At 64.2% G+C, this 13531-nt stretch carries 13 protein-coding genes; 3 read left to right on the top strand and 10 right to left on the bottom strand.

What is annotated here, in order from left to right; translation table 11 throughout:
• The 5 genes from L6639_RS07645 to L6639_RS07665 all read right to left on the bottom strand — a co-directional run bounded on the left by L6639_RS07645 (nt 1) and on the right by L6639_RS07665 (nt 4564).
• A complete protein-coding gene (locus L6639_RS07645) occupies nt 1–798 on the bottom strand; it encodes an N-acetylmuramoyl-L-alanine amidase family protein (protein ID WP_237860392.1) in 798 nt (265 codons plus the stop codon).
• Nucleotides 795–1691: a TauD/TfdA dioxygenase family protein gene (locus tag L6639_RS07650; protein ID WP_237860395.1), complete on the bottom strand. Its 897-nt coding sequence runs from the start codon at nt 1689–1691 to the stop codon at nt 795–797. The genes L6639_RS07645 and L6639_RS07650 overlap by 4 nt, the downstream gene beginning before the upstream one ends.
• Nucleotides 1692–1790: 99 nt before the next feature.
• Nucleotides 1791–3068, bottom strand: coding sequence for a flavodoxin-dependent (E)-4-hydroxy-3-methylbut-2-enyl-diphosphate synthase (gene ispG, locus L6639_RS07655; RefSeq protein WP_237860397.1), 1278 nt, complete (start codon nt 3066–3068; stop codon nt 1791–1793).
• 12 nt (nt 3069–3080) lie between these two features.
• On the bottom strand, nt 3081–4034 hold the full coding sequence (locus tag L6639_RS07660; protein WP_237860399.1) for a DMT family transporter: 954 nt from the start codon (nt 4032–4034) through the stop codon (nt 3081–3083).
• 35 nt (nt 4035–4069) lie between these two features.
• Nucleotides 4070–4564: a Fur family transcriptional regulator gene (locus L6639_RS07665; protein WP_237860401.1), complete on the bottom strand. Its 495-nt coding sequence runs from the start codon at nt 4562–4564 to the stop codon at nt 4070–4072.
• A 155-nt stretch (nt 4565–4719) separates the two neighbouring features.
• Between L6639_RS07665 and L6639_RS07670 the strand changes: the two genes are divergently transcribed.
• Genes L6639_RS07670 through L6639_RS07680 form a run of 3 tightly spaced genes read left to right on the top strand, consistent with a single transcriptional unit; the run spans nt 4720 to nt 7934 of the window.
• Nucleotides 4720–5205, top strand: coding sequence for a MarR family winged helix-turn-helix transcriptional regulator (locus tag L6639_RS07670; protein WP_237860402.1), 486 nt, complete (start codon nt 4720–4722; stop codon nt 5203–5205).
• Nucleotides 5198–6373 carry an HlyD family secretion protein gene (locus tag L6639_RS07675; RefSeq protein WP_237860404.1) on the top strand — a complete coding sequence of 392 codons (1176 nt, stop codon included), beginning with the start codon at nt 5198–5200 and terminating at the stop codon, nt 6371–6373. The genes L6639_RS07670 and L6639_RS07675 overlap by 8 nt, the downstream gene beginning before the upstream one ends.
• Nucleotides 6374–6377: 4 nt before the next feature.
• Nucleotides 6378–7934, top strand: a complete 1557-nt coding sequence (locus L6639_RS07680) for an MDR family MFS transporter (RefSeq protein ID WP_237860406.1) — start codon at nt 6378–6380, stop codon at nt 7932–7934.
• Between the two features lie 200 nt (nt 7935–8134).
• Here the strand turns inward: L6639_RS07680 and L6639_RS07685 are convergent, their stop codons facing one another.
• The 5 genes from L6639_RS07685 to L6639_RS07705 form a co-directional block, all read right to left on the bottom strand.
• On the bottom strand, nt 8135–9223 hold the full coding sequence (locus tag L6639_RS07685) for an ecdysteroid 22-kinase family protein (RefSeq protein WP_237860408.1): 1089 nt from the start codon (nt 9221–9223) through the stop codon (nt 8135–8137).
• Nucleotides 9224–9272: 49 nt separating this feature from the next.
• Nucleotides 9273–10964 carry a methyl-accepting chemotaxis protein gene (locus L6639_RS07690; protein ID WP_237860410.1) on the bottom strand — a complete coding sequence of 564 codons (1692 nt, stop codon included), beginning with the start codon at nt 10962–10964 and terminating at the stop codon, nt 9273–9275.
• A 178-nt stretch (nt 10965–11142) separates the two neighbouring features.
• A complete protein-coding gene (gene pcaG / locus L6639_RS07695) occupies nt 11143–11745 on the bottom strand; it encodes a protocatechuate 3,4-dioxygenase subunit alpha (RefSeq protein WP_237860412.1) in 603 nt (200 codons plus the stop codon).
• A 1-nt stretch (nt 11746) separates the two neighbouring features.
• On the bottom strand, nt 11747–12448 hold the full coding sequence (gene pcaH / locus L6639_RS07700; RefSeq protein WP_237860414.1) for a protocatechuate 3,4-dioxygenase subunit beta: 702 nt from the start codon (nt 12446–12448) through the stop codon (nt 11747–11749).
• A gap of 126 nt (nt 12449–12574) precedes the next feature.
• Nucleotides 12575–13468, bottom strand: coding sequence for a dioxygenase family protein (locus L6639_RS07705; RefSeq protein WP_237860416.1), 894 nt, complete (start codon nt 13466–13468; stop codon nt 12575–12577).
• Nucleotides 13469–13531: the final 63 nt, after the last annotated feature.

Consider the following 13531-nt stretch of genomic DNA (forward strand, 5'->3'; position numbering starts at 1 on the left):
CTACCGCTTCTCGCAATACGACCGCATCGCCCTCGTCACCGCCGCTGCAATCAGCTCCCGTCGCTCCGGCGAGTTCATCGCCATCTCCTCGTCGCGGTTGATGATGGAACCAGCCTCCAGCAAGACCGCGGCGCTTCGGGTCTGCGACAGCACGACGAGCCCGTCATAGCGGTAGACGCCGACATCCTTGTCGAGCAACGGATGCCGGTAATGCCCCATCAGCGGCAGGGTGTATTGGGTGGCGTATTGCAGGCCTTTCTCCTTCAACTCCCGTCCCAGCAGCTTGGCGAAGGCGAGGCTGGCGGAGAAATGCGGGTTGCGCTCCGACACGAACAGCGAATGGCCGCTGAAACGGTCGCTGAAATAGCTCTTGGCGCCGTCGAATTCCCATTCCTCGAGCATCTTGTCCGGCACGGAATCGTGGTGGACCGACAGGAAAAAATCCGCATGCGCGTCGTTCGCCGTGCCGACGCGCTTGAGCAGGCTGGCACGCGCCTTGCCGTCGGTCACGAGCACGCGGGTTGCAGCGAAACCGGCCGACTTCAAGCGCTCTCCGATCAGCTTCGTTAGCTGCAGGTTGAAGCCGAATTCGACGTCGTTGCGCGCGCTGGTCGCGCCTTGCGATTCGGAGGTGTGTCCGACATCGAGAATGAGCCGGAATTTGTGGGGATCGCATGTCTCGGGCGTTGCAGGCTTGATCTTCGCTCGCGCGGCCGCCTCGCCATGGTCAGCCGGCACGGCCACAAGCGGGATCAGCGCAACAGCAATAGCGGCGGTGATGCGCCACGAGATTTTCACACCGGCCGCTCCCCCTTCACCGTCACGCGCGTGCCCGAGCGCGTATGCGGCCAGTAGTCCCACATGGCGCGATGCTGGGTGCAGCGATTGTCCCAGAAGGCGATGGCGTTCTCGGTCCAGCGGAAGCGGCACTGGAACAGGGGGTTCTCGGCGTGCTGGTAGAGATAGGCGAGCATCGCATCGCTCTCGTCGCGCGGAATGCCGTTGATGTGCCTGGTGAAGCCGCGGTTGACGTAAAGCGCCTTCCTGCCGGTGACCGGATGCGTGCGCACCACCGGATGCTCGGCGTTCGGATAGGACGGGCGATCGGCGACGCCATAGTTCGCGTAAAGGCCGCGATAGATCGGCTCGCCGTCGTGCAGCGCGGTGAGGCCGTCGAGATAGGCCCTCATGCGATCGGACAACGCCTCATAGGCGGCATACATGTTGGCGAACAGCGTGTCGCCGCCGCGCGGCGGGCACTGCTTGATGTAGAGGATCGAGCCCATCGGCGGCTCGAGGTCGCAGGAGACGTCGGAGTGCCAGCCCTCGCCGTTGGCGCGGGGCGAGTTCTTATCGGCGTAGATCTTCATCAGCGCCGGGTCTTCATCCTCGTGCGGGGCTGCGGGATGAAAATGCAGCTCGCCGAACTTGCGGCCGAAGGCGAGATGCTGTTTCGGCGTGATGGCCTGGTCGCGGAAAAAGATGACGAGGTTTTCGGCAAGCGCGCGATGGATCTCGTCCATCTGCTGGTTGGAGCCGCTGTCGCCTTCGACCAGCTTGCCGATATCGACGCCGGAGATTTCCGCACCGATGATGGGGGTGAGCTTTTCGACCGCGATGGTCTCGTACGGCGCGCCGTCGTCAGCCGTGTGGCGGTAACGCGGACCTTGCTTGCCGGCGAGTGAGCTCATGGGTGTTGCTCCCAATCATTGTTGATTGGGAGGCATCGTAGCCCGGATGGAGCGAAGCGCAATCCGGGCTAAACGCGGGTCACATCTAGCGGAGTGGAATCACTCCGCCGCCGGCGCCTTGGCGCCCTGGCCGTAGCGCTGGTCGATATAGTCGATCACCAGCGCCTTGAAGTCGGCGGAGATGGTCGGACCGCGCAGCGTGCGGAACTTCTTGCCGTCGACGAAGACGGGCGCGGCCGGGGCTTCGCCGGTGCCGGGCAAGGAGATGCCGATATTGGCGTGCTTGGATTCGCCGGGGCCGTTGACGATGCAGCCCATCACCGCGACGTTGAGCTCCTCGACGCCGGGATATTTGCTCTTCCAGCTCGGCATCTCGTCGCGGATGAAGTCCTGGATCGAGCGTGCCAGCTCCTGGAACGTGGTCGAGGTGGTGCGGCCGCAGCCGGGGCACGCGGCGACCAGCGGCACGAAGGTGCGGAAGCCCATGGTCTGGAGCAGTTCCTGGCCCACCTGCACCTCGCGGGTGCGGTCGCCGCCAGGCTCCGGCGTCAGCGAGATGCGGATGGTGTCGCCGATGCCCTGCTGCAAGAGGATGCCGAGCGCGGCGGACGAGGCCACGATGCCCTTCGAGCCCATACCGGCTTCGGTGAGGCCGAGATGGATGGCGTAGTCGGACCGGCTGGCGAGATCCTGATAGACCGCGATCAGGTCCTGCACCGCCGAAACCTTGGCGGAGAGGATGATGCGATCCTTGGGCATGCCGAGCTCTTCGGCCCGCGCGGCCGAGAGCAGCGCCGACTGCACCATCGCCTCGCGCGTCACCGCGCGCACGTCGCGCGGATTGGCGGAGGCGGCGTTCTCGTCCATCAGCTTGGTCAAGAGCTCCTGGTCGAGCGAGCCCCAATTGGCGCCGATGCGGACCGGCTTGTTGTTCTTGTTGGCGATCTCGATGATGTCGGCGAACTGCGTGTCGCGCTTGTCCTTGAAGCCGACATTGCCGGGATTGATGCGATACTTCGCCAGCGCCTCGGCGCAGGCCGGATAGGCCGCGAGCAGCTTGTGGCCGATATAATGGAAGTCGCCGATCAGCGGCGTGGTGATGCCGCGCTTGGCGAGACCATCGCGGATGTGCGGGACGGCGGCAGCGGCCTCCTCGCGGTCCACGGTGATGCGGACCATTTCGGAGCCGGCGCGCGCGAGCGCTGCGACCTGGGCGATGGTGCCGTCGATGTCGGCGGTGTCGGTGTTGGTCATCGACTGCACGACGATCGGCGCGCCGCCGCCGACGGCGACGTTGCCCACCTTCACCTGGGTGGTCTTGTGCCGGGGCGCGGGGCCCGCGAGGTCGGAATCGAGGGGGTTTTCGAGCTTGTTCATGGGGTCCAAATATCAGGTTTTGGTGACATTCAGCAATGCATCAGCTGGCGCCGCAGCGGATTGGCTGGGACGGTTAACCAGGAAAAGTCCAGCGATTACAAGGATGGCTGCCGCCCCAAAGGCCAGACTCAGGGTGTCGTGCATGATGAAATAGCTACCCACCACGCCAAACAAAGGGGTGATGAAGGTAAAAGCCGACAATTTGCTGGCCGAATAGGTCTTCACCAGCGCGAACCAAAGCGTGAACGTGGTTCCCACCACCCAGACCGCCTGGAACACCATCAGCCCGATCGAGAGCGGGCTCGGGGTGTGGGGGATGGTCTCCCCGAACAGATAGGCGGCGAGCCCCAGAATCGGGATCGACATCGCGACCTGGTAGCCGAGCGCCTTCTCCGGCGGGGCAAAGCGCAGCCGCGTCGCCTTGACGACCAGCGTGGTCGCGGCCCAAAGCGCGCCACCGCCGACGATCATGAGATCGCCGAGCAGCACTTTGGCGTCGACATCCGGCTGCGGCACGCCGATCGCGAGCGCGACGCCGGCAAAGCTCAAGGCCAGCCCCAACCATTGCGAGCCCATCAGCCGCTCCCCCAGCACCTGATACGAACCGAGCGCGACAAAGAACGGCGCGGTGTAGAGGAACACGACCGCGCGCGAAGCCGGCGTGAAGCGCAGACCTTCATAGATCAGCACGAATTCGACGCCGAACATCAAGCCGGCAAACAGACCTGCCGCGAGTGTGCCGTCGCGCTCGAAGAACCTTACTCCGCGCAAGCTGCCGATGATGAACAGCACCGGCAGCGCCCCCATCGAGCGGATGGTCGCCTGCAACATCGGCGGGATGTCGGGGATGACGAGCTTCACCGCGATCTGGTTGAAGCCCCAGGTCAGGCACAGCATCAGCATCAGGGCGATGGCGCCGGCACTGAGAGGGCGGCCGGCGGACGGGATGGCTTGAGGTGAGGACATGTCTTCCTGGAATCCGGCTTTGCGCCGTTGTTGCTTTAGGACGTTTTCTGACAATGGGTGCAGACGCCCGCGATCTCCACCACAGACAGTTTTGGTGCAAAGCCTGACGCGCGCGCCGCGGCGTTGAGCTCCCTGGCGAACGACCCTGACGGGATCTCGCCGACCAGACCGCAGCGCTCGCAGATCAGGAACGCCACCGCCGAGGTCGCGTCATGATCGTGCGCGGCGCAGGCGAGATAGGCGTTGCGGCTCTCGATGCGGTGCACGAGGCCGTTCGCCATCAGGAAATCGAGAGCACGATAGACCGTGATCGGCGCCGGTCGCGGCATGGACTTGGCGAGCTCGTCGATCACTTCATAGGCGCCGAGCGGGCGATGGCTGGAGAGCAAGGCCCCCAGCACCAGGCGGCGGATCGGCGTGAATTTCTGCGCGCGCTGCTCGCAAACAGCTTCCGCATGCGCCAGCGCATCCGCGGTGCAGCGTCCGTGATCATGGTCGGGCGTCGGAAAGGTGGGCTTTGCGAGGGTCATTCGGCCCGCTTCTAGCATTTCGGCCGGGGAACCCAAAGCACGACCGGCGCAGCGGCGGTCAGCCATGCTTTTGCTGCGGGACAGCACCGCGTTAACCCGCCATGAAATAATCATAAGCTTGCTTATTATATTCAAGCTTATTGGAGACCAAGCTCATGACCCGCGGGTCGTCTGTCGACCAGAATTTCCTGTTCACGCTCGGCGAGCTGTACCGGCTGTTGCGCGTCTATGCCGACAAGGAGGCCTCGCGCTTCGGCATCACCCGCGCGCAATGGGCTGTCTTGGCCAAGGTCGAGCGCAGCGAGGGCATGAAGCAGTCGGAACTCGCCGAGCTGCTGGAGATGCAGCCGATCACGCTGACGCGGCTGATCGACAAGCTCTGCGACAGCGACTGGATCGAGCGCCGCAGCGACGCCAGCGACCGCCGCGTCAAGCGCCTCTATCTCAAGAAGGCCGGCCGTGCACTGCTCGGCAAGATGAGCGGCCTGAAATCGGAGCTCACGGCGAACGCGCTCGACGGCATCAGCCCGGCGGACGCCCACCGCCTCCTCACCCAACTCGAAACCATCAAAGAAAACGTGCGAACTGCGATTCAGACCTCTGGCGCGGAACAAGCACGTAAGGAGCAGCGCTATGGCTGATCAGGTTCTCAAATTCCAGCCGGAGCAAAAGATCGACAGCGGCAAGCCGACCAAGAAGGCCGGCACCGACCCGCGCCGCCGCTTCGTCGCGGGCTTGCGCCGCTATCGCCGCTTCCTGCTGATGGTGGTGCTGCCGATCGTGGCCGTCATCGCCGGCCTGACCTTCTATCTCAATGGCGGCCGCTACGTCGGCACCGACGACGCCTATGTCGGCGCCCAGAAAGTGCTGGTGACGCCCGACATCTCCGGCAAGATCCAGAAGGTCGTCGTGAAGGAGGGACAGTCGGTCAAGAAGGGCGACGAGCTGTTCGAGATCGATCCCGTGCCGTTCCGCCTCGCAGCTGAAGAAGCCAAGGCGCAACTCGCCCAGGCGCAGACGACCTATGACAATCTCATCGCCAACATCAAGATCTACGGCGACATGCTCGATCTCGCCCAGCAGGGCGTCGACCTGAAAAAGCGCGATGTCGAACGCAAGCAGGCGCTGGTGAAGAACAGCTTCGGCTCCCAGCTCGACCTCGACAACGCCTCGAACGCGATGGTCACCGCAGGCGCGCAGGCGCAGTTCATCAAGCAGCAGCTCTCCAACGCCAAGACGCAATTGCTCGGCAATCCCAAACTGCCGCTGGAAGAATTCCCGCCTTACGTCCAGGCCAAGGCCAAGCTCGAAGACGCCCAGCGCAATCTCGATCACACCGTGCTGCGCGCGCCGATGGATGGCATCGCGACCCAGGTCGAGCAGATCCAGCTTGGCCGCTATGTCGCCGCCGGAACGGCGGTGTTCTCCATCGTCGACATCGCCCATCCCTGGGTCGATGCCAACCCGAAGGAGAGCGACCTCACCTACGTCACCGAGGGACAGCCCGTCACGCTCGAGGTCGACGCGTTCCCGAACCACGTCTTCAAGGGCAAGATCGGCTCGCTGTCGCCCGGCACCGGCGCGCAATTCGCGATCCTGCCGCCGCAGAACGCCACCGGCAATTTCGTCAAGGTGGTGCAGCGCGTGCCTGTCAGGATCTATTTCGACGAGAGCGACAAATACGTGAAGAAGCTGAAGGCCGGCATGAGCGTCTATGCCACCATCGACACCGGTCATCAGCGCTCGCTCGCCGGCCTGCTTGGCCTGTCGGCGACCGCAAGCCAAGATAAAGACCAGGACAAGGACTGATCCGATGGCGGAGTCCAATCCCGCCCTGATGGTCCCCGGCCTGCGCCGGAACATGGTGACGATCTGCGCCATGACGGCGACCATCATGCAGGCGCTGGACACCACCATTGCCAACGTCGCCCTGCCCTACATGCAGGGCACGCTGTCGGCCTCGCAGGACCAGATCAACTGGGTGCTGACCTCCTACATCGTCGCCGCCGCGATCATGACGGCACCGGTGGGCTGGATCTCGAACCGCTTCGGCCGCAAGCGCATCTTCATCATCTGCGCTGCTGGCTTCACCTTTGCTTCCGTGCTCTGCGGCCTTGCACAGGACATCAACCAGATGGTGCTGTTCCGCCTGCTGCAGGGCGTGTTTGGCGCCGCACTGGTGCCGCTGTCGCAGTCGGTCATGCTCGACTATTACACGCTCCAGGAACGCGCCAAGGCGATGTCGATCTGGGGCATGGGCGTGATGATGGGGCCGATCATGGGCCCGTCGCTCGGTGCCTGGTTGACCGAAACCTATTCCTGGCACTGGGTGTTCTTCGTCAATCTGCCGTTCGGTGCAATCACCGTGTTCGGACTGATGGTCTTCATGGATGAGACCAAGAAGGACCTCGGCCTTAAATTCGACTGGTTCGGCTTCGGCGCGCTGGCGATCGCGATCGGCGCGCTTCAGCTCGCGCTCGACCGCGGCGAGCAGCTCGACTGGTTCGAATCGGTCGAGATCGTGACCGAGTTCGTCATCTCGGGCGTCGCGTTCTATTACTTCTTCGCCCACTCCTTCACGACCTCGCGTCCGTTCATCCAGTTCGCGCTGTTCAAGGACCGCAACTTCCTCACTGGCTGCATCTTCATGACGGTGATGGGCCTGGTGCTGTATTCGACCATGGCGCTGGCCTCGCCGTACCTCCAAAACGTCATCGGCTATCCCATCATGACCGCCGGCGGTCTCTTGGCGAGCCGCGGCTTCGGCACCTTCTTCGCCATGATGATGGTCGGCCGCATCATGAAGTACATCGAGGCGCGCACGCTGATCATCTGCGGCCTGACGCTGACGGCGGCCTCGCTGTTCCAGATGACCGGCTGGACCGACCAGACCCAGGTGCCGGAGATCGTCATCGTCAGCGTGATGCAGGGCTTCGGCTTCGGCCTCGTCTTCGTGCCGCTCTCGACGGTGTCGTTCCTGACGCTGCCGAACCATTTGCGCACCGACGGCACCTCGATGCTGACGCTCTTGCGCAACGTCGCAAGCTCGGTCGGCATCTCCATCGTCATCGCGCAGCTGACGCAGGGCACGCGCAGGACCTATGCGATCCTCTCGGAGCATATCAACCCGTTCAACCACGCGCTCCAGATGCCCGACGTGCGCGGCCTGATCAACCTCTCCACCGACGCCGGCCGCGCCATGGCCGACCGCATGGTCAGCGTGCAGGCGCAGATCATCGCCTTTTCGCACGACTATATGCTGGTGATGGTCTTCATCCTCTGCACCATCCCGCTGGCGCTGATGATCGGCTCAACCAAGGCCACGCTGCGCAAGCAGGCGGCCGGGCCGGAACATGCGGTGATGGAGTAGGAGCATCTGTCATGCCCCGGCCTGCCGCCTTCGCTGAAGCTTCGGCGTGCCGAGCGCCCGTGTGGGCCTCGGCGTAGCCTTGGCGGAGCCGGAACCGGGGCATCCGGTACGCCGCGGCTTTTCCGCATCCCACAGACGTCTCTGGAATACTGGGTCGCCCGGTCAAGCCGGGCGACGACAGCGAGTGCGTAGCGCGCTCCCTACAACAACTCCTCACACCCCAGATCCTCGACCGCCATCATGATCCGCTCCAGATGATGCCACCAGATCCCTGGCGGGATGTTGATGGCCCATTGCCAGACCGGCTTGGTGATGTGCCAGAGCACCGACAGGCGGTAGTCACGATCGAGCGCGCCGCGCGTGTAGCCGGTGATGCCGCTTGCGAGCAGTGTCTCGTGATAGAGATTGAGGAGCGGACGCTCCAGGGCCTGCCGGCGCTCCGGAAACCAATGCAGCGCCATCATGTAGGCGAGGTCGTTGGTCGGGACATTGACGCCCCACAGGTCGAAATCGAAGATGCGCACGGTGTCAGCGACGCCGGCGCGCGGCAGGAAGAAATTCCAGGTGTGGGCGTCGCCGTGGGTGATGCTGAGGTTACGACGCGAATGGTAACGGTCGGATAGCCGGGCCGACTGATCGATCAGGCGACGATAAAGGAGCCGGCGCTCCTCACTGAGGCGATCGCCGAGCATATCGGCGAAACGGTCGTAATGACCGGCAAAGGTCTCCAAATGCTGCGCGCTGTCGTCCGGGCTCGCCCAGGTGCCAATGGTGTGGCCGAGATCGGGATGGTCCCACCAGGCCGCATGCCAGTGTGCAAGCGTAGCGACGATCGCGAATGTCTGCTCGCGCGACGGCGGCAGCGGCCATTGGGTCACGATCTCGTGGCTGTCGGTGAGATCTTCGAGCAGGAGATGCCAGGTCTCGCCCAGCTCGTCGAAACGTCCGTCGAAGCAGCGCGGCACCAGCCCTCGCGGCATGTTCGGTGCGAGCTTGGTGTAGAAGGCCACCTCATGCCGGCCGCCATCGGCGAGCGTCTTGGCAAAATCGGCATGTGGCGTCTTCAGGATCAGGGATTGCGGCGCGCCGGCTGATTCGCCGACATAGCGCAGGCCGATCCGGGCGATGTGCGACACCACGGTGTCGCGCTCATGCAGCACCGTCACCTCGCGCACGGCGCCGGCGTCCAGCGCGCCGGCCTTGCGCAATGCGGCCGTGAGGTAACCGGGTTCAGCGACCGCCGGCAGTTGTGGAGGTGTCATAGCCCTGATGCCCCTGCCCCGTGCCATACTGCACGATCACGCCCCCACGCGCCAGCGGCCGAGTTGGTGTCGGACGTTAAGCCGCTGCGGTCGAGTCTCGCACGGTGCGGACCACAACCGATCGCAGCGATTCCAGATTGGCCGCCATGCCCGCGATGGCCTGCCTGACCTCCGTGGCGCGGTCGTTCACGGACGCGGCGTCGCGGCTGACATTGGCGATCTTGGCAGAGACCTCCTTCGCGGCAGACGCCGATTCGGAGATCGAACGGGCGATCTCTCGCGTCGCGGCATCCTGCTCTTCCATCGCGGCGGCGACCGAGGTCGCCACGCCGTCGATCTCGACGATGTGGCCACCCATGGTCTCGACGGCATCGACCGCGGCCTGCGTCGAGGTCTGGATCTCCGCGATCAGGCGCCCGATCTCCTCGGTGGATTTCGCAGTCTGGTCGGACAGGGATTTCACTTCGGCCGCGACGACCGCAAAACCGCGGCCTGCCTCGCCGGCACGCGCCGCCTCGATCGTGGCGTTGAGCGCGAGCAGATTGGTCTGGCCGGCGATGCCGCCGATCAGGTCGGAGACCTCGGCGATCTTTTTCACTGCGCCCGCCAGCGCCTGGATGGTCGAGCGCGCCTGCTCGCGGCCTGCGACCGCCGACTTGGTGACAGTCGAGGTGCGTCCGACCTGCGTTGCGATCTCCCGGATCGAGGCACTCAGCTCTTCGGCGGCGGCCGAAACGGTCTGCGAACTGCCGAGGGCCTGGGTGGAGGCGGCGGCGACCGCCTGCGATTCCGAAGACAGGGATCGCGCGATCTCGGACAGGCTCACGGCAGCCCGCTCCACGCCCTGCGTCGCAGAGCTCGCGGTATCGACGGAACGGCCGGTCTCGCGCTCGACGGTCTCGGCCATCTGGTGCAGGGCACTGCGCTTGGCCAGCGCCGCTTCCTGTTCCTTCTGCAATTGCTCCTCGCGCAGGCGCGAATTCTCGATCGCTCCCTGCTTGAACACCTGGAGTGCGCCGGCCATCGAGCCGACCTCGTCCTGACGTTGCGCGAAAGGGATGTCGGCGGCGAGATCTCCGGTCGCAAGCTTCTGCATCGTGTCCGTCATGCGCACGATCGGACGCACCACGCCGAACGCGACGCCGAGCAGACCGGCGGCAATGAAGGCGAGCACGGCCGCGGAGACGCCAAGCAGAATATAGAGCATCGCGCTGTCGCGCTCGGCGGCCAGCTTCTCCATGTCGGCGTTCTGCTTGTTGGCGCTGTCGACGATGCTGTCGATGACGGCGCGATGCGCGGTGTAGGCGGCTTTGAGCTGCGCATAGGCGCGTTCGGACGCAGCCGCGTCCTTGGCCTTGAGCGCCGGCAGGAGCTGATCGGACAACAGCTTCCAGAATTTCTGCACCTCGGCGTCGGACTTGGACACCAGGGCCGTCTTCAGGTCGGCCGCGAGGCTGGACGCGGTCCAATAGGCCTTGCGCTCGTCATAATCCTTGCGGAGCTGGACCAGACGTTCGCCATGGGCTGCCAGTTGGTCCGGCTCACGCATGGCGAGCGTGGCTTCGAGATAGGCCTCGATGACATATTCCGGCGGCGGCAGGATGTCGGCGATCAAATCGTTGCCGAGCTTGATGTCGGAGTAGAGCGGACCACCGACCTTGAGCTCGCGTAGCGCATAGAGGCTGGTGGAGACGACCGCCGTGAAGCCGATGGCCAGAACAATGCCAAATGCAATGATTGCTGAAGACAGCGAAAGACGAATTTTCATGAAACAATCCGATAGCCAGCGCCAAATCAACGCGAAGCCTAAAGGATTGCGGTAAACACGGACTTTCTTCGCGCGGAAATTGCGTCGCGATCACCCCGGGAAAATACGGGGAATGCGATACGGCAATCGATCCTTTGACGTCTGCCGGCGACCTGATGTCGCCGGCATGCGCTTGGCTTCACACGTCGAAGAACACCGTCTCGTTGTCGCCCTGCAGGCGCAGGTCGAGCTTGTAGACCGCCTTGCCCGCGTCACGCACCGCAATCAGCGTGGCGCGGCGGTCGGCTGGAACCAGCGCCAGCACGGGATCGGCTGTATTGCCGGCCTCGTCGCCGAAATAGATGCGGGTATAGAGATGCCGCAGCATGCCGCGCGCGAACACCGCCAGGACGAGATGTGGTGCCTGCGGCTTGCCGTCGGCATCGGGCACCGTGCCCGGCTTGATGGTGTCGAAGGAATAATTGCCGTCCTTGTCGGTGCCGCAGCGGGCGAAGCCGCGGAAGCTGGCGTTCGGCAGCGCGCGCTTGTCCTGCGGATCGGCGTAGCGCCCCTGCGCATCCGCCTGCCAGATCTCCAGCATGGCGTCGGGCACGGTGGCACCGTCGCCGTCGAGCACGCGGCCCTCGATGCGGACGCGATCGCCGGAGACGTCAGGCGTCAGCGTCGAATTGGTGAAGGCGTCGTTCCAGGCGTAATCGCCTGTCGGCGTCAGGCCGTATTTGAAGAACGGGCCGACGGTCTGCGACGGCGTGATCCCATCGGGCTTCACAGAATCCTGCACGTTAGTGGTTCTCCATGGGGGTGGCGTTCTTGCCGCGCAGCACGATGTCGAAGCGGTAGCACAGCGCCCATTCGGGCTTGGTATTCTCGAGGTCAAACGACGAGACCATGCGCATCCGCGCCTTCTCATCCGGCACCGAATTGAAGATCGGATCGAACGGGAACAGCGGATCTCCCGGAAAATACATCTGCGTCACCAGGCGGCTGACGAAGGAATGACCGAACACCGAAAGATGAATGTGCGCGGGGCGCCAGGCATTGTGATGATTGCCCCAGGGGTAAGCGCCGGGCTTGATGCTGACGAAGCGATAGTAGCCGGCGGCATCGCTCGCGGTGCGGCCCGCGCCGGTGAAATTGGGATCGAGCGGCGCCGGATGCTGATCGCGGACATGGACGTAGCGGCCGCAGGCATTGGCCTGCCAGATCTCGACCAGCGTGTTGGGCACGCCGCGGCCATCCTCGTCGCGGACATGACCATGCACGATGATGCGCTCGCCGAGCGGCTCGCCCTTGTGCTGGGTGGTGAGATCGTTGTCGCCTTCGCGCACGGTCTCGTGGCCGTAGACCGGGCCGGTCAGTTCCGACAGCGTGTGGCGCATCGGGATCAACGGCTTGTTCGGCGCGCGCTTGATCGAGCTCTTGTACTCGGGCGACAGCGGCAGCGGATGCGCCGTGTTGCTGTCTGTGGGATAAATGAACGTCATTGGCGAACTCCTCCCCGGCCATTTCGGTTCGGCCGGACCAAATTTGCGCCAATCATTATAGAATATAACTAATCTAGGGAAGCGGCTTTCGCACCCCTTTCGCGCCCGGCATTCGGCACGAGCGCCCTATTTGATCGGCGCACGCGGCAGCACGGCCTCCCCGGCCTCGAGCCGGTAGGTGTGATCGAGCGAATACCAGGGGGTCGAAACGTCACGCGCGGTCGGATGCGGCGCCTCGTGGCGCACGAACTTGCCGATCAACGCTTGTGTCACGCCGAACTGCACGTCGCTGTCGATATGGGGATCGCTGGGATCGTAGACCTGCGAGATCAGCACCTTGAAGCCGGGCTTGAAGATCAGGGCATGCAGATGCGCCGGACGATAGGGATGCCGGCTCTGCGCTTCCAGAAGGCGACCGACCACGCCATTGGTCGGAATGGGATAGCCTGTCATCATCACCGAGCGAAAGGCGAAGCGCCCGTCTGCATCTGTCGTGAACTTGCCGCGCAGGTTCATGTCGGCTTGCTCGGGGTCCTGGTTCTCGTACAGCCCAACCGGCGAGGCGTGCCAGACATCGACTTCCGCGCCGGCGACGGGGCGACCGTCCTTGTCGACGACACGGCCATTGACGAACAGCGGCGCGCCCGGAGTCCCGGAGCGGACGATCGATCCGCCATTCTCCACCCGTGGCGAGTTCAGCCGCCAGAACGGCCCGAGCAGCGACTGATCGGTTTCCGTATTGCCTTGATCGCCATTATTGAGCAGGCAGACCAGCGGCGAGACCCCGAGCGAGCCCGCCATCAGCACGACTTCGTTATGCGTGTCGGTGGTCAGCTTGCCGAGTTCGGCGATGATTGCGGTCGCGTCGCGAAATTCCTTCTCGGTCAAGCGCACGTCACGGACAAAGCCGTGCAGATGCTTGACCAGCGAGACCATGATCTGCCGCATCCGCGGATCGGACGTTCGCTCCATCACCGCCAGTGCCGCGGCCGTGACGTCCTGCTCGCGCTCGATGATCATGGAACGATCCTCTCATCTCCCGAGGACTCTTCGCCTCTCCCCGCTTGCGGGGAGAGGGAGAGG

Origin of the sequence: Bradyrhizobium zhengyangense, assembly GCF_022012555.1 — a bacterium.
Classification (GTDB): domain Bacteria; phylum Pseudomonadota; class Alphaproteobacteria; order Rhizobiales; family Xanthobacteraceae; genus Bradyrhizobium; species Bradyrhizobium zhengyangense.